18 protein-coding genes are annotated in these 13,204 nt (G+C 66.5%); 10 read left to right on the top strand and 8 right to left on the bottom strand.

Annotation, left to right across the window (positions count from 1 at the left end):
* The first annotated feature begins 31 nt into the window (after positions 1 to 31).
* From HNQ52_RS07645 to HNQ52_RS07625, 5 genes are all read left to right on the top strand, one after another.
* On the top strand, positions 32 to 304 hold the full coding sequence (locus HNQ52_RS07645) for a hypothetical protein (RefSeq protein WP_183960508.1): 273 nt from the start codon (positions 32 to 34) through the stop codon (positions 302 to 304).
* Between the two features lie 407 nt (positions 305 to 711).
* Complete coding sequence (locus HNQ52_RS17630) at positions 712 to 1,080, top strand: ankyrin repeat domain-containing protein (RefSeq protein ID WP_183960507.1); 369 nt, start codon at positions 712 to 714, stop codon at positions 1,078 to 1,080.
* A gap of 600 nt (positions 1,081 to 1,680) precedes the next feature.
* Positions 1,681 to 2,061, top strand: a complete 381-nt coding sequence (locus HNQ52_RS07635) for a hypothetical protein (protein ID WP_183960506.1) — start codon at positions 1,681 to 1,683, stop codon at positions 2,059 to 2,061.
* Positions 2,062 to 2,213: 152 nt separating this feature from the next.
* Positions 2,214 to 2,795: a hypothetical protein gene (locus HNQ52_RS07630; RefSeq protein WP_183960505.1), complete on the top strand. Its 582-nt coding sequence runs from the start codon at positions 2,214 to 2,216 to the stop codon at positions 2,793 to 2,795.
* 497 nt (positions 2,796 to 3,292) lie between these two features.
* Positions 3,293 to 3,649 (top strand): EthD family reductase, encoded by a 357-nt coding sequence (locus tag HNQ52_RS07625; RefSeq protein WP_183960504.1) that lies wholly within the window; start codon positions 3,293 to 3,295, stop codon positions 3,647 to 3,649.
* Between the two features lie 175 nt (positions 3,650 to 3,824).
* Here HNQ52_RS07625 and HNQ52_RS07620 read toward each other — a convergent pair whose 3' ends face one another.
* Complete coding sequence (locus HNQ52_RS07620; protein ID WP_183960503.1) at positions 3,825 to 4,772, bottom strand: alpha/beta hydrolase; 948 nt, start codon at positions 4,770 to 4,772, stop codon at positions 3,825 to 3,827.
* Positions 4,773 to 4,989: 217 nt separating this feature from the next.
* Here HNQ52_RS07620 and HNQ52_RS07615 point away from each other — a divergent pair, with 217 nt between their 5' ends.
* From HNQ52_RS07615 to HNQ52_RS07600, 4 genes are all read left to right on the top strand, one after another.
* The gene (locus tag HNQ52_RS07615) at positions 4,990 to 5,364 is read left to right on the top strand and encodes a DUF7079 family protein (RefSeq protein ID WP_183960502.1); all 375 of its coding nucleotides are present in this window, start codon (positions 4,990 to 4,992) and stop codon (positions 5,362 to 5,364) included.
* 109 nt (positions 5,365 to 5,473) lie between these two features.
* Positions 5,474 to 5,824, top strand: a complete 351-nt coding sequence (locus HNQ52_RS07610) for a DUF2200 domain-containing protein (RefSeq protein ID WP_183960501.1) — start codon at positions 5,474 to 5,476, stop codon at positions 5,822 to 5,824.
* Positions 5,825 to 5,927: 103 nt separating this feature from the next.
* Positions 5,928 to 6,329 carry a hypothetical protein gene (locus HNQ52_RS07605; protein ID WP_183960500.1) on the top strand — a complete coding sequence of 134 codons (402 nt, stop codon included), beginning with the start codon at positions 5,928 to 5,930 and terminating at the stop codon, positions 6,327 to 6,329.
* Positions 6,330 to 6,512: 183 nt separating this feature from the next.
* Positions 6,513 to 7,193 (top strand): GNAT family N-acetyltransferase, encoded by a 681-nt coding sequence (locus HNQ52_RS07600; protein WP_183960499.1) that lies wholly within the window; start codon positions 6,513 to 6,515, stop codon positions 7,191 to 7,193.
* Between the two features lie 9 nt (positions 7,194 to 7,202).
* Here HNQ52_RS07600 and HNQ52_RS07595 read toward each other — a convergent pair whose 3' ends face one another.
* Both HNQ52_RS07595 and HNQ52_RS07590 read right to left on the bottom strand, forming a co-directional pair.
* Positions 7,203 to 9,140, bottom strand: a complete 1,938-nt coding sequence (locus tag HNQ52_RS07595) for a GGDEF domain-containing protein (protein WP_183960498.1) — start codon at positions 9,138 to 9,140, stop codon at positions 7,203 to 7,205.
* A gap of 1 nt (position 9,141) precedes the next feature.
* A complete protein-coding gene (locus tag HNQ52_RS07590) occupies positions 9,142 to 9,969 on the bottom strand; it encodes an energy transducer TonB (protein ID WP_183960497.1) in 828 nt (275 codons plus the stop codon).
* Between HNQ52_RS07590 and HNQ52_RS07585 the strand changes: the two genes are divergently transcribed.
* A complete protein-coding gene (locus HNQ52_RS07585; RefSeq protein ID WP_183960496.1) occupies positions 9,968 to 10,387 on the top strand; it encodes a DUF6916 family protein in 420 nt (139 codons plus the stop codon). The two genes, HNQ52_RS07590 and HNQ52_RS07585, sit on opposite strands and share 2 nt — an antisense overlap.
* Here HNQ52_RS07585 and HNQ52_RS07580 read toward each other — a convergent pair.
* The 5 genes from HNQ52_RS07580 to HNQ52_RS07560 are packed head-to-tail and all read right to left on the bottom strand — an operon-like array spanning position 10,380 to position 13,182.
* Positions 10,380 to 10,967 carry a GNAT family N-acetyltransferase gene (locus HNQ52_RS07580; RefSeq protein WP_183960495.1) on the bottom strand — a complete coding sequence of 196 codons (588 nt, stop codon included), beginning with the start codon at positions 10,965 to 10,967 and terminating at the stop codon, positions 10,380 to 10,382. The two genes, HNQ52_RS07585 and HNQ52_RS07580, sit on opposite strands and share 8 nt — an antisense overlap.
* An 11-nt stretch (positions 10,968 to 10,978) precedes the next feature.
* Positions 10,979 to 11,575, bottom strand: a complete 597-nt coding sequence (locus HNQ52_RS07575) for a hypothetical protein (protein ID WP_183960494.1) — start codon at positions 11,573 to 11,575, stop codon at positions 10,979 to 10,981.
* Between the two features lie 13 nt (positions 11,576 to 11,588).
* Positions 11,589 to 12,107, bottom strand: coding sequence for a tail fiber protein (locus tag HNQ52_RS07570; RefSeq protein WP_183960493.1), 519 nt, complete (start codon positions 12,105 to 12,107; stop codon positions 11,589 to 11,591).
* Between the two features lie 10 nt (positions 12,108 to 12,117).
* Complete coding sequence (locus tag HNQ52_RS07565) at positions 12,118 to 12,627, bottom strand: phage tail protein (RefSeq protein ID WP_183960492.1); 510 nt, start codon at positions 12,625 to 12,627, stop codon at positions 12,118 to 12,120.
* A gap of 48 nt (positions 12,628 to 12,675) precedes the next feature.
* Positions 12,676 to 13,182, bottom strand: a complete 507-nt coding sequence (locus tag HNQ52_RS07560; protein WP_183960491.1) for a tail fiber protein — start codon at positions 13,180 to 13,182, stop codon at positions 12,676 to 12,678.
* Positions 13,183 to 13,204 lie beyond the last annotated feature (22 nt).

Here is a 13,204-nt window from a genome sequence, read left to right as displayed (position 1 = left end):
TTATCAACCGCGCAGGCAACCGGAGAGAATGATGGTCGAGCTGTTTGACAATGACGAGACGAGATACCTCAAGTGGGTTCAGGCCAACCCGCACGGCTTCGTCGCAAACGTTGATCGCGCTGTGAGAATGCCGAAATACCCCATGGTCCATGCAGCGACTCATGGCTCAATGTCCAGCGCCAAGATTGGCAACTTCACAACCGGCGACTACATCAAGTTCTGTAGCACTGATCTTGCCGCCCTGGAGCAATATTCACAAACCAAGCTTGATCGGTCGCTGACCCGTTGTTCTATTTGCATGTAGTCATGCGGGCGCTGCCTAACAATTCATTCAAGCCGACGCCGCTTCGCGGCGCGGCTTAACTCAGGTGTTAGTCCGCGCATGCAACCGGGTGAGAAAAATCAGCACACGCAGCCTCCCGCTCGCCCGAACTTTTTTGTGCGCGCCTTCGCAGCCTACGCGCTCGCATTCGCGCTTGCGTTCGCGGTCGCGCTCGTCTCACTTCCGCTTGTGGGATTCTGGTTCGTGGAGCGGCTCACTGCTCCAGTCGTGGGCTTTGGTGTCCTCTGCGTGGCCTTCTTCCTGTTTCCGTTCGTCTCACGGCGGCTTCGTTGAGGGCGCGGGCTAACTATGCGTTCAAGCCGACCGCCGAGAGTTGCTCGCTTCGTCCGCACCCTCTCGGGCGGCGGCTTAACTTAGGTGTTAGACCCATGAAGTCCCTGGCGCAAGTATTAGCGGAGGTCGAACGAGCGGACCTTGCCGGCGCGGGTCCGATGAATTCTGTTCACTCGGTAGTATCCGCATTTGGCGAGACGCCCCTGCATGTTGTCTCAATCTGGGGAGACGCAGAAGCGATTGAGGTGTTGGTCGCAAGCGGGGCCGAAATCGATAAACCAGGCGAAGATGGCTTCACGCCTCTGCACTGCGCGGCGGAGCAAGATCAAGAACTGGCGGTGGGTACGCTCCTTCGACTTGGAGCCCGGAATCAGCGCTGCAACAATGGGCACACTGCTCGGGAGCTTGCGGAGTTTCTCAATCACCAGCGCGTCGTCGCTTTGCTCGTGGCGCACGGGTTCTAACTATGCGTTCAAGCCGACGGGTGAGAGTTCTTCGCTTTATCCGCACGCTCTCGGGCGGCGGCTTAACTTAGGTGTTAGACGTTGTTGTTCACGACCTCGCAAGCATTTTGGATCGCAAGAGGCGGAGCTGCCGCGGCACTTGCCATTGCCGCATCCATCATCCCTGTCTACTTCGGCCCATTCGTTGGATGTAGCGCCACAGGGTGGCTTACGCTAGAAGCCGGTTGCGCTCACTGGCCTGAGGCCTTGAGAGGATTCCTCGCCGTTGCCGCCATCGCGGTGGTTTCCTCACGGTGGTTGCTGCCTACACTTGCCGTCTTGATTCTGCTAGTCGTGTCGCTGAACAATTCATGCATGGACTCCTCCCTCAACCCCTGACGGCAGTTGTGGTTGATCGTTCCTGATTCTGTTTCTGCTCCCTTCCTGCTGACGCGTGTGTTTCGATCTCACCAAGACGGTGCGGTTGCATTCGTGTATTCGGCTTTGTTGGGCATCGAGCCCGAGCCATCATGGAATCCGCGACGCAGGGCCATATGTTCAAGCGGTAGCGTGGACCAACATTGTTATCGGCTTGGCTGCATCGGGGACCGACACGCTTGCATGAGATCAAATCTGGCTATCGACCGTCCGCTAGCTCCTGATGAGCTCGCGGTAGTGCGCTGGTTACTTGCGCACGGCACCGGAGACAATTCCGCTTTCCTGGAGCAGCTTCAACTCGCCCGTGTTACTGGGCGCTGCGGTTGTGGTTGCGCCAGCATCGATTTTTCCATCAACGGGAAGCGGCCGGCCGATCCCGCTGTGCGCATTCTCTCCGACTATCAATGGAGTACCGAGCAAGGCCACCTTTGTGGCGCGTTTGTATTTGAGCAAGATGGTCTGTTGGGCGGTCTCGAGCTCTGGTCAATTGACGGCCAAAGCACTCCAGATACAATGCCGCCTATCGAGCGGCTTGTTCCGTTTGGCTCGCCCTCACAGGTCTAACTAAGTTTCTAAGCCGACCGCGAACAGTTCGTCGCATTCATCCAACGCCGTCGTGCGCGGCGGCTTAACTCGACGTTAGGTAGCCAATGTCAATTCTGAATCTTCCGATCGGCTATAATTGGGAAGTTCGCACGCCCGTCGTTGATCGTCGAATGCATCGCGAGTACGTGGACGCCTTCTTCAAGGACGGCTCACTTCGACTCAGTTCGTTTGAGTCGTTCTGTAAGCATCCGGATGAGACTCGGAGAGACTCAGAAGAAGGGAAGGCCGCGATGAAGATCGTATCTCCAAAATCAAATCTCTCCGCAATCGCCTTCAATGGGCAAGAAGCATACGTACTGTGTGGATCAATGACGGAAGTCCACCCCGGCGACGGATACGCGGGCATCAGAATAAAGGATACGCTTGCCTTTTCGGCTACTTTGGCTAGGCAGATACCTGGGTTCATTGGAGGAACCGAAGGGCCTTGCATCTATCGTAAAAATACGTTCTACGAGGCAACAGATGACCATAGTTTCTCCCCGCCCGAGGACGGAGAAGATCCTGAACGCTGGATGGAAAGGCAAAACTCCGTCGTAGGAAACCACATGAGGAACAAGTTCTTCATCAAGCAGGCGAGGTTCGCAGCAGAGTCGGAGTACAGAATGGTTTGGTTCTGTGATGGAACACCGCGCCCCTTCATTGACATCAAGTGCCCGAAAGCGATCCAGCTCTGTGAGCGCGTGGGCACCTGAAAGTTCATCTATGGACTCCTCTGTTAACTGATCCCGTCTAAATCGTGGCAAGTCGTTGCGGTTGCAGTCGTCTATTCGGCCTTGGGGTGAGCGTGATCGCTCGGGCCATCATGGAATCCGCGGACCTGGGCCACACGCTCAATCGGCGGGAGCTCGCCATCAGAGTTATCGGCTTGGCAGGTCCGGGGACCGACACGCTTGCATGAGATCGATTCGGGCAACGCGGGAAGGATGGACCGACTTCGCCACCGTCCGGACCGATCCGTACGAACAATGGGTCGGTGGTTCCGCGGCGGACATGTGCGCCCGCGCGGCGCCGATGGCGGCCGACGGCAGCGATCTCTCGTCGGCGATCCAATCCGCAATCGAGGACACCCCGCCCGTGCCGGGGACGCAGTAACGTCGTCGCGCAGACGCCGGTCGGATTTCAACCGCGCCGCAGCCGCTTCGCGGCGCGGTGCCGGCATGCCTCCCCTCCCACAGCACGGGTCACTGCCATGTCTTCCGGCGTCGGTGCGATCAAGCGCGTCAAGGTCGTCGGCATCTACCGCTGGGCCGCCGACGCCTGGTTCGATCACGATTACTACACCACGGAACACGCGCGCCTTGCCGGACAACTGCTGCAACCGCTGGGCATGATCCGCTTCGAGTGCTCGCGCGCGCTGATCGATGGTCCACCGACAGCGGGCGCGGTGATTGCCACGTCGAACGCCTATTTTTCCACGCTCGCGCAGGCCAGGACCGCGGTGTTGGCTGCGGGCGCCCTGCTGGCTGCCGACCTCCCGAACTATTCCGGTCTTCGGCCAGAACTGCAGTTTCACGAGGTGTGTGTCAGCACGTGGGGCGACGCCTGATGTCTTCGCGCTGCGTCCGCGCCGGCGACGCGGTTCCGGCGTCGGCTGCCCGGTTGCGGCAGCGGCGTGTGCGGCGCCTGACGCGGGTGCCGCGTCGACGTCCAGCCGATGCGGGGGCCGCGTGCGCGTGCGAATCGACGTCAGGACCGGCTGCAGCCACGCCTGCCGGTCGCGGTCAGAGCATGCCGATGTTCTTCAGCCACGCCAGCGCGTCGTCGGTCCAGCGGTCCGAGTCGGTGCCCTGTTTTCTGACGCCGAACGCATGCCCGCCGTTTTCGTACAGCTTGAGCGTGACATCGCCTCCGGCCTTCCTCAGTTCGCGTTCGTAGACCAGCGAATAGTGCACGGGATCGACGGGATCGTCCTTCGCGTGGATCAGCAGTGTCGGCGGGACGCGCGGCGACACCACGATGTCGGTATTGAGTTCCTGCGCCGCGAGGTTTCTGGGCCGCTTGTTCTTGTGCTCCATCGTCATGTGGCCCGGATACACCGGAATCGCGAAGTCGGGGCGAGAACTGACCGCGTCGATTGCGTCGATCGGTGCGTAGACGCGGTGCTCGAAGGCCGTGCTCGAAAGCACGGCCAGGTTGCCGCCGGCCGAGAAGCCGATCACGCCGATCCTGCGCGGGTCGATGTCCAGTTCGTCGGCGCGATGGCGAATCATCGAGATGGCGCGTTGCGCGTCCTGCAGTGCCATCGGCACGTCCGGCGCATCGTGCCGGCGGGTGACGGGATTCCAGTTGCAGCCGGTATTGGGCACGCGATACTTCAACAGCACGCAGGTGACGCCGGCATCGGTCAGCCACTTGCAGACATCCGCGCCGTCCGGGCCGAGCGTGCTGTGCGGGCCGACTGCGACCGCCTTGTAGCCGCCGCCGGGAAACACCAGCGCCGCCGTGCGCGACGACGAGGCGGCCGGCGAATGGACCAGCAGCGAAGGATGCGTGATCGCATGTTCTTGCCCGGCGAGTGCCTCGATGCCTTGCCGCAGGATGGCCGAACCTTCCGGCCAGATCGCAAACTCCCGAACCTGTGCACGCGCGTCGACGGCGACCGCGTCGTTCGCGAACGCGGCTGCCGAGGCGAACGCAAGCAATGTGATGCCGAGAGTCGATGCACGCATTGGTTTCATTCGAGCAGATTCCCGTGATTCGCCCGATGGCGGTAGCGCAAGCCTGCACGACGCGTCTGGCGTTTCGCGGGCGGGCTGTGGCTGCGCCCGTCGACGGATGGGTGTCGTGCGTCCCGCGGACTTCGCGTGATCGGGTGTGCTGCCGACGCTATGCTCGCTTCCCGCGGACCGCTGCGGAACAGCGGCTCCTGACCCGGGTGTGGCCACCGTGAGACCACCAAGCGAAGACATCGACGATCGCGCACCGGTGTGGGACTGGATGCAGCAGGTCTGGATGGACACCGATCCGGCCATTCTCCTTCCCGCGATCGCGCGCGCATGTGCCGAGTCCAAGTACACGCTGGACGAGCTCGAAGCCATCTTCTGGAACGAGGTACGGCCAGCGGTGTCGTTCAATCTCGGCCTGTCGCCGGTGCCGGAATGGGCGGGGTTCGACATCGCGTGGCTCAAGGCGCGTGTGCTTCGCACGTCGCGCTTCGGAAAACCGTTGCCGCGCAGGTGGCTGCATCCGTACGCGTCCGGCTGGTGGACGACGCTCCGCGCCGCCATCGTCCGGTGCAGGGATGCGTGCGATGCGCGGTGAGTGGCGATTGCTTGCGTGCATCCCGATGATGTCCCGTGAGCCGAATCGGGGCGCTTGAGCCGCCGACGCACAACGGCGAGCATGGGTTATTGGCCGAGCCGGAGGATCGATGAAAAACGATGATCGCATTCCCGCAATGAAGTTCTCGAAGGTGTATCCGCTGTATGTCGAGAAAGCCGAGCGCAAGAACCGCACCCGTGCCGAGGTGGATCGCGTCATCTGCTGGCTGACCGGCTACAGCGCGGCGGACCTGCAGCGGCAGATCGACACGGAAAGCGATTTCCGGACGTTTTTCGCCGAGGCGCCGGCCCTGCACCCCAACCGTTCGCTTATCCGCGGCACCATCTGCGGGGTGCGCGTGGAGGAGATCGAGGATCCGCTGGTGCGGAACGTCCGGTATCTGGACAAGCTGATCGACGAGCTTGCGAAGGGCAAGGCGGTCGAGAAGGTCATGCGGTAGGTGCGCCGGTGTCGACGACGCGTCGTGCCGTGCTACCGGTTGTCTTGCAGCGTTGCCGCGCGGCCACGGACGTTTCGTGCGCAGCGCGCGCGTGCGCGCTGACATGCTGATGCAGCTTCTTGCCGCCGCAACGGTGACGCTGGCGGGCCTGTATCTGCTGCTGCTCGGCGTGGCGGCATTCGCGGCGCCTGCGCTGGCGCGACGGTTCCTGTTCGGGTTTGCCGGATCGGCGCGGCTGCACGCGCTCGAGCTTGCAGTGCGCGTGTGGGTGGGCGGCGCGTTGGTGCTGCATGCGGAGCGTCTGCCGTGGTCGACGGGATTCGCGATTGCAGGCTGGGTGCTGCTGGTCACGACGGCCGTGCTGGCGCTGGTGCCGTGGCGACTGCACCGCCGGTTCGCGGCGTGGTCGGTGGCGCGTGCGGTCCGGCATCTGGGCCTGCTGGGCGCGGCATCGATCGCGTTCGGCTGCGTGGTGCTGATTGCCGTGGCGCGTTCGATCGCCTGACGGGAACCCGTTCCGCCGCGCATCGGCGTATCGCCGGAACGTGCGCGGAGCGTGTCGAAATCCGATTGCCGGACAACGCCGCGATGGTCCATCCTGCGCGGCATCGACAGATGCGTCCGGAGCGTGCATGCGCGACATCGGTGAACCCGCCGCGCCGGCGATGCGGTGCGGGCGGCCGGCGGCATGAACGACGCCGCACTCGACAATCCCATCTGGGCCGCGCTGCACGGCCGTCATGCGCATTGCGCCATCGGCGACGCGACGGCGCTGCGCTACCCCGCGGACATGGCGCCCTTCGTCGGGGTGCGGGCCGACTGCGCGACCGTCGCGGACGCCACGCTGGAATCGCTGGTGGCACGCGACGAGACCATGTATCTGCTCGGCCACGCACCGGACGTGTCGGACGCGTGGAGTCTGCACGCCCATGCGCCGCTGGCGCAGATGACATGCGGCGAACCGCTGGCGGCCGTCGACGGGCCTCCGATCGTGACGCTGGACGAATCCCGGCGCGCCGACGTGCTGGCCCTCACCGCGCTGGTGTATCCGCACTATTTCCGGCCGCGCACGATGGCGATGGGGCGATATTTCGGCATCGACGACGGCGGGCGCCTGGCGGCGATGATCGGCGAACGCCTGGCCACCGACACCTGCCAGGAAATCAGCGCCATCTGCACGCATCCGGAGTTCACCGGGCGCGGCCTCGCGCGGCGATTGCTGGCGTGGCTGACGAACGATCTGCTGCGGCAGGGCCGCCTGCCCTTCCTGCACGTGAGCCACGACAACCTGCGCGCGAAGCGGATGTACGACGACATCGGATACCGCACGCGTCGCGATATCGGATTCTGGTCGCTGCGACGCGCGTGACTGTCGGTGTCAGGTCGCGTCGGCGGCGGCGTCGCCCGTCCAGTTTGGCGCGCGGCTGGCGACGATGGCGATGCGGCGCGCACGCTCGGCCTGCAGCGGATCGCGCAGCACGCTGTCGATGTCGGTGCCGTCGGCGTCGTGCCCCCAGAGCCCGACCCACGCGTTGCGGCCGCTGTGCTTGGCCGCGTACAGCGCGCGGTCGGCGAGACGGATGGCATCCTGCCACGCTTCCGCGCCGTGGTCTTCGTGGTCGGGAAAAAACGGATACGGCGCGAAGCCGATCGAGATGGTGACGGCGACGCGCTGGCCGTCCGGCAGCGGAAACGAGACGTCGGCGATTGCCGCGCGCAGGCGTTCGGCCACCGCGCGTGCCTGGTCGAGCGTGACCTGTCCGCAGGCGATGAGGAATTCCTCGCCGCCCCAGCGCGACACCACGTCGTCCGGCCGGCAGCCGGTCTTCAGTCGCGCCGACAGCTCGGTGAGGATCAGATCGCCGACGGCGTGGCCGTGGCGATCGTTCACCTGCTTGAAGTGGTCGATGTCCACCAGCAGGATCAGCGCGCGCGCGCTGGCGCCGGGAACACCGTTCGCGAGCGTCGCGTCGAGGCGGTGGGTGGCGGCGCGGCGGTTGATGAGGCCGGTGAGCGCGTCGAGCGTGCTCAGGCGGCGCAGGCGCAGGTTGATGCGCCGCTGGAACAGCACGAAGGCGAGCACCGCGAGTCCGATCGCGATCAGGCTGCCGACGGCCCAGTTGCGCGCGAGGCGGGTGCGGTCCAGGCTCAGGTTCTGGATCTGCCGTTCCAGCCGCAGGCGCTCGAGTTCGCGCGCGCTGTCGGCATCCTGCAGGCGGGCCTGCAGGTCGGCCAGGCCCTGCAGGTTCAGGCGGCGCAGCGCGCCCAGTTCGAGCGTGTGCGCGCGCTCGGCCTGGTCCAGCGCGGCCTCGGGTTGCTGCAGGGCGCGCAAGGCGGCGACCTGGGCGCGGATCGCGTCGACCCGCTCGCGCAGGAACGCGTCGCTCTGCGCGACCTGTTCGGCCGCGCGGGCGTTGCGCAGCGCGGCCTCCGCGTCGCCGTCGGCGAGCTCGGTCCGCGCGAGCAGGGTCAGGCTGATGGCCTCGCCCGCCGGATCGGGCAGCGCGCGCTGCGCCGCGATGGTGGTTTCGAGCACGTCGCGGGCGTCGGTCGAACCGTCGAGCACATGCCGCAACGCGGTGCGCTCGGCATCGATGCGGTGACCCATCAGCGTGTTGGGGACGCGCTCGGCCTGCGCGTGGGCCGCGTCGAACGCGGCCAGCGCCTCGCGCTGGCGTCCGAGCCGCAGCAGATTGCGCGCATGGTTGTAGTCGAGCAGCACGTCGCGCGTGCCGGTACGTTCCGACAGCGCGATGGCGCGCTGGAACAGGGTCTCGGCGCCGTCGGGATCGTCGAGGTTCTCGGCGTGGATCAACGCGACGTTGATCAGCGTGGTGAGCTGGGCGACCTCCGATTCCTCGGCGAGCGCAATGCGCTCGGCGCGATCGTACAGCGCCAGCGCGCGATGGACCTGGCCGGCGGCATGCAGGATGGCGCCGGCGTTCGAATAGGTGCGCAGCGCCACCGCGTTCGGCTGCGGATTGGCGTCGATGAGCTGTTCCATGCGTTCGGCGGCGGCGAGCGCGCGCCCGGTGTCGCCGGCCAGCGCGCTGGCCATGCCCAGGCAACTCTGCGCCTTGATCTCGGCGAGCACGGGCAAGGCGCCGTCAGCGAGGAGGCTCTCGGCAATGGCGATCGCCTGTGCCGGCTCGCTGCGCTGCAGGCCGAAGCAGCGCACCAGCGCGGCGTCGTGCGGATCGTCGGCGGGACTTGCCGTCGTGGTCTGCGCGGCCAGCGGCAGCGCCAGGAACAGCAGCACGGCGCAGACCGGCGACAGCGCCTGCAGGCTCCTGCGCCGGGTGCGTGACGGTCTCATCTCAGAGTACGGTGCCCGTGGGATCGCGGGTGAGGCGGAAGCGCGAGGACAGCGAGCGTGTTTCGCCTTCGCCGATGTCGTCGAGCTGCGCGATGCGGCTGTCGTCCTGCCACGGCGCGGGCGACACCGGGCCGGGAATGTACTGGCGCCAGCGCTCGTTTGGCGCCGACGTGCGGCCGTACGACAGCGAATACTGGATCGGGATCATCACGGTCTGGCCGGCAGTCGCGCCGTCGATGGACTCGGTGAGATCGTAGCGCCAGTCTTCGACGGCGGCGATGCTGGCGCGCTCGAAGGCGGTGCGCCATTTGTTGGCTGTGAAGTCGGACTTGATCGGTTTGTCGAGGCTGGTCTGGTACGGGTGCACCTCGATCACGCGTCCGTCGGCGTCCAGCCGCGCGACCAGCATCACGCGCGCGCCGATGCCCTCGCGGATGGCGTTGCGCGGGTAGGTCGGCGCCTTGAGCGTGGTCGCGGCGGACGGTGCGGCTTCGCCAAAATGCACGCCCTCGATGCGCAGCTGGTAGTCGTCGCCCTGCGGGATGGCGCGCAGCGTGAGGCGCGCGCGCGTCTTCGCGATGACCGGCTTGCCGTCCACGGCGATGGGCTCGAACATCCATTCGCGCACCTTGCGCTCCACCAGAGCGGTGAGCGGTTCGGCGAGCTTGCTCGTGACCTCGTACGTGCGCACGGCGCCGTCGGGACCGATTTCCAGGTCGCCGACCACGCCGATCTCGAGCTCGGCCTCGGGGTGCGGCTCGGCGGCGGATGCGGCGGCCAACGGCAGAATGGCAGCCAGTACAAACGCGGCAGCGGATCGAAAAGGCATGGCGGCCTCCGGCACGTGGGGGGTCGCGCGAGTCTGGCGGATGCGCTGCGGCGGTTCAATGCTGCGCGAAGACCTCGCTGCATTGGCAGCAAGCGGCTCGGCGCATAAGCTTGCCGGCATGACCACGTCCCTCGACCGGCTCCGTGCCGATGATTTCGATGCCCTCATCGGCAACGCACTGCTGGTCCGCGCCGGAACCGACGAAGTGGCGATGCAGGTGGAGGCGGTGACGCGCTCGGCATATCCGACCGTGCGTGCGCTGCCCGGCTTTTCGCTGTTGCTGCGCGGGCCGCTGCAACCGCCGCTGCAGCAGGGGCTGCTGCAGTTCCCACATCCCGTGCACGGACATCTGGAATTGTTTTTCACGCCGGTTCGGCGCGACGCGCGCGGGATCGTCTACGAGATCGTGTTCAACTGACGCTGTCTGCGCGGGTGCCTGGTTCGCCGCGCGGCCACGCAGACATTCCGGCCTCGCCGCACGGCGTGCCGGGCACGCGCTCGAGGAAATGGTAGATGCCGGTGCTGCGCCGCCAGGTGAAGCCGAAGCGGCGGTAGAGGCGATAGGCCGGATTGAACGGCTCCACGTGCAGGGTGAGCGGACACGGTACGCCGTCGCACCACGCGACGAGATCGCGCAGCAGGCGCGTGCCGATGCCGCGCTGGCGCAGCTCCGGCAGCAGCGCCATGTCCATCAGGCGGAGTTCGTGCGCGCCGCGATGCAGGTAGACGCGTCCGACGACGACGCCCTCGCGCTCGATCACCAGGAAATCCGCGCCCGGGTAGTGCGCGCGGTATTGGGTGCGCTGCAGCTCGAACTGGTGCGCGACGAAGCGCTCGCGCTGGCCGGGCGGCCACGGTGCGCGGTCGAGTTCGTCCGCGCGCGCGGCGTCGTACACCGCGATCAGCGCGTCGCGATCGGCATCGCGCTCGGGCCGCAGCGCCAGCGGCAGGCCGACCAGCAGGCAATCGCGCCATGCCGTCGGTGGATGCGCTGCCACCGTCGGCGTCGTCAGCCGGCGACGGCGATGCGGAACGCCACGTAGTCGAAATCGCGCGCGGGGTCGTCGAGCAGGCCGTCGGTTGCGTTGGCGGCGAGCCGATCGCGCGCCGGACCGGCGAGCACGTAGTCGCCCGGTTCGAGCGCGGCGAAGGGTTGCGCGACAAGACTGCAGCGCTCGCTGCGGCAGGTGTCCGCGGGATCGTCGTGCAGGCTGTACTCGATCTGCAGCGCTCGCAGCGATTCGCGTGCGGCCATGAAGCGGTAGGGCCGCGTGGTGCCGGCCGGGTCCGCCGCCGAGAAGTGCAACATGTGGAACGGCGACTGCGGTGCGCCGAGCGCATCGAACATGGCGCTCAGGCGCAGTCGCGCCAGCGTCGCACCGCCGGGCGCGGGCTGCAGCGGCTGCAGATGCACGACGAGCCGCGCAGCGTCGCACGCCGGCTGCGCGCCGCAGTCGACGAGCGGCCGCAGGCGGCCGCCGTCGCGCCGCAGCAGGCGGAACCGCGGCGCCGCCTCCGACGCCGCGGCGTGCCGCAGCGGCAGCGCGGCGATGCCGGCACCGACCAGCGCCACGCGACCGGCACCCAGGAACTGTCGTCTCTTCATCGGGCCTTCCTCGTCATGTGCGCGGCGGAAACACGCCCTGCAGCGCGATGCAGAAATACAGCGTCAGGTAGGGCTGCAGGTTGTTGTGCGGCTGGTCGCCGCCCGCCGGCGCCAGCGCCAGCGGCGAGAGCTGCACGATGCTGGCGGGCGCGGCATACAGGCCAAGGCCGATGCCGGTGGCCGGCATGCTCGCCGCGGGTGTGCGCTCGATGGCGTCGGCCTGCGAGGCCTGCAGCGCGTGGCTGTGCGACGGGATCTCCGATTCGAGCAGCGTCACCGTCTCGCTGCCGCCGGTTTCGCCCAGGTCGTGCAGCGACAGGCCCGGTCCCTGGCCCGGATGCATCGGCGAGCGGCCCTGCAGGTCGGGCAGGGCGAAGTTGCTCTTGCCGTTGCCGCCGTACGTGGTGCCCAGCAGCGAGAACAGCGCGGTGTTCTGCGACAGCGGCAGCAGCTGCCCGTCGCACCACGCCCAGCCGCGCGGCGCGAAGTTGAAGGGGAAGATGCGGATTTCCGCAACAAACGGATCGGCCACGATCGCTGCCTCAGGTCGGGCTCGGGAAGATCCCGAACAGGGAGATGATGAAGTTCACGCACAGGTAGGGCTTCATGTTGGTGTGCGGCTGGCTGCCGCCCACCGCCGTCACGCTCTGTCCTGCGAGGTTGGTGCGCGGCGCATCCGTGCCGTACGGCGAGATCGTGGCGCCGGTGCTGGCCGCGAGCACGGCACCGGACGCGGCCAGCGTGGTGGCCGTGTCGGCGCTGCCGAGCATCGGATGGCTGTGCGACGGAATCTGGCCGACCGTGAGCGTGATTTCTTCCGCGCCGCCGGTCTCGGCAAGGATGAAGCTGTTGCCCTGGTGCAGCGGCAGGCGGCCGCGCAGGTCCGGCATCGCGAACGTGCTCTGACCATCGCCGCCGTAGGTGGTGCCGATGAGCTGGAACAGCGTTTCGTTCTCGGAAATCGGCAGCAACTGCCCATCGCAGAACGCCCACCCTGCGGGCGCAAAGTTGCCGCCGAACATCCGGATCTCGCCGACATACGGTTGTGCCATGACGCTTGCTCCCAGCAATTGTTGAAAAACGCAGGTCCTGTGCGTTTTTCAGGTCGGCGACGGAAAGATGCCCTGCAGCGCGATGCAGAAGCTGATGGTGAGGAACGGCTGCATGTTCAGGTGCGCCTGCGAACCGCCGGCGTTGGCCACGGCCTGCGGCGCCATCGCCACCACATTGCTGGCCGGACCGTAGGCCGCCGAGCCCAGCGAATTGGACAGCATCAGCCCGCCGGTGGGCGTGTTGGTCGTGGCCGCAACCCCGGCGGCCTGGGCCACGTGGGTGTGCGTCGGCAGTTCCGCGATGCTCAGCGTGTGCGCCTGCTCGCCGCCGCGTTCGCCCAGCGTGTGGCTGCCGCCCACGTGCATCGGCACGCGGCCGCGCAGGTCCGGCAGCGCGAAATTGACCCGTCCGTCGCCGCCGAACGTGGTGCCGAGCAGCGAGAACAGCGCCTGGTTCTGGTTGATCGGCAGCAATTGTCCGTTGCACAGCGCCCAGCCACGCGGCGGGAACCCGAACGAGAACAGGCGGACCTCGGAGAGAAAGGGTTCAGCCACGGCGAAGTATCCCTGTGGTGTG

The organism is Chiayiivirga flava, assembly GCF_014202825.1.
Lineage (GTDB): Bacteria > Pseudomonadota > Gammaproteobacteria > Xanthomonadales > Xanthomonadaceae > Chiayiivirga > Chiayiivirga flava.
Note: the sequence above shows the minus strand (reverse complement) of the source record. Positions and strands in the feature narration are given on the sequence as shown.

Bases quoted from the DNA above. Each gene is read 5' to 3' on its own strand.
- HNQ52_RS07645 (WP_183960508.1), top strand. From the start codon at position 32: ATGGTCGAGCTGTTTGACAATGACGAGACGAGATACCTCAAGTGGGTT.
- HNQ52_RS17630 (WP_183960507.1), top strand. From the start codon at position 712: ATGAAGTCCCTGGCGCAAGTATTAGCGGAGGTCGAACGAGCGGACCTT.
- HNQ52_RS07635 (WP_183960506.1), top strand. From the start codon at position 1,681: ATGAGATCAAATCTGGCTATCGACCGTCCGCTAGCTCCTGATGAGCTC.
- HNQ52_RS07630 (WP_183960505.1), top strand. From the start codon at position 2,214: ATGCATCGCGAGTACGTGGACGCCTTCTTCAAGGACGGCTCACTTCGA.
- HNQ52_RS07625 (WP_183960504.1), top strand. From the start codon at position 3,293: ATGTCTTCCGGCGTCGGTGCGATCAAGCGCGTCAAGGTCGTCGGCATC.
- HNQ52_RS07620 (WP_183960503.1), bottom strand. From the start codon at position 4,772: ATGCGTGCATCGACTCTCGGCATCACATTGCTTGCGTTCGCCTCGGCA.
- HNQ52_RS07610 (WP_183960501.1), top strand. From the start codon at position 5,474: ATGAAAAACGATGATCGCATTCCCGCAATGAAGTTCTCGAAGGTGTAT.
- HNQ52_RS07605 (WP_183960500.1), top strand. From the start codon at position 5,928: ATGCTGATGCAGCTTCTTGCCGCCGCAACGGTGACGCTGGCGGGCCTG.
- HNQ52_RS07600 (WP_183960499.1), top strand. From the start codon at position 6,513: ATGAACGACGCCGCACTCGACAATCCCATCTGGGCCGCGCTGCACGGC.
- HNQ52_RS07595 (WP_183960498.1), bottom strand. From the start codon at position 9,140: ATGAGACCGTCACGCACCCGGCGCAGGAGCCTGCAGGCGCTGTCGCCG.
- HNQ52_RS07585 (WP_183960496.1), top strand. From the start codon at position 9,968: ATGGCGGCCTCCGGCACGTGGGGGGTCGCGCGAGTCTGGCGGATGCGC.
- HNQ52_RS07590 (WP_183960497.1), bottom strand. From the start codon at position 9,969: ATGCCTTTTCGATCCGCTGCCGCGTTTGTACTGGCTGCCATTCTGCCG.
- HNQ52_RS07575 (WP_183960494.1), bottom strand. From the start codon at position 11,575: ATGAAGAGACGACAGTTCCTGGGTGCCGGTCGCGTGGCGCTGGTCGGT.
- HNQ52_RS07565 (WP_183960492.1), bottom strand. From the start codon at position 12,627: ATGGCACAACCGTATGTCGGCGAGATCCGGATGTTCGGCGGCAACTTT.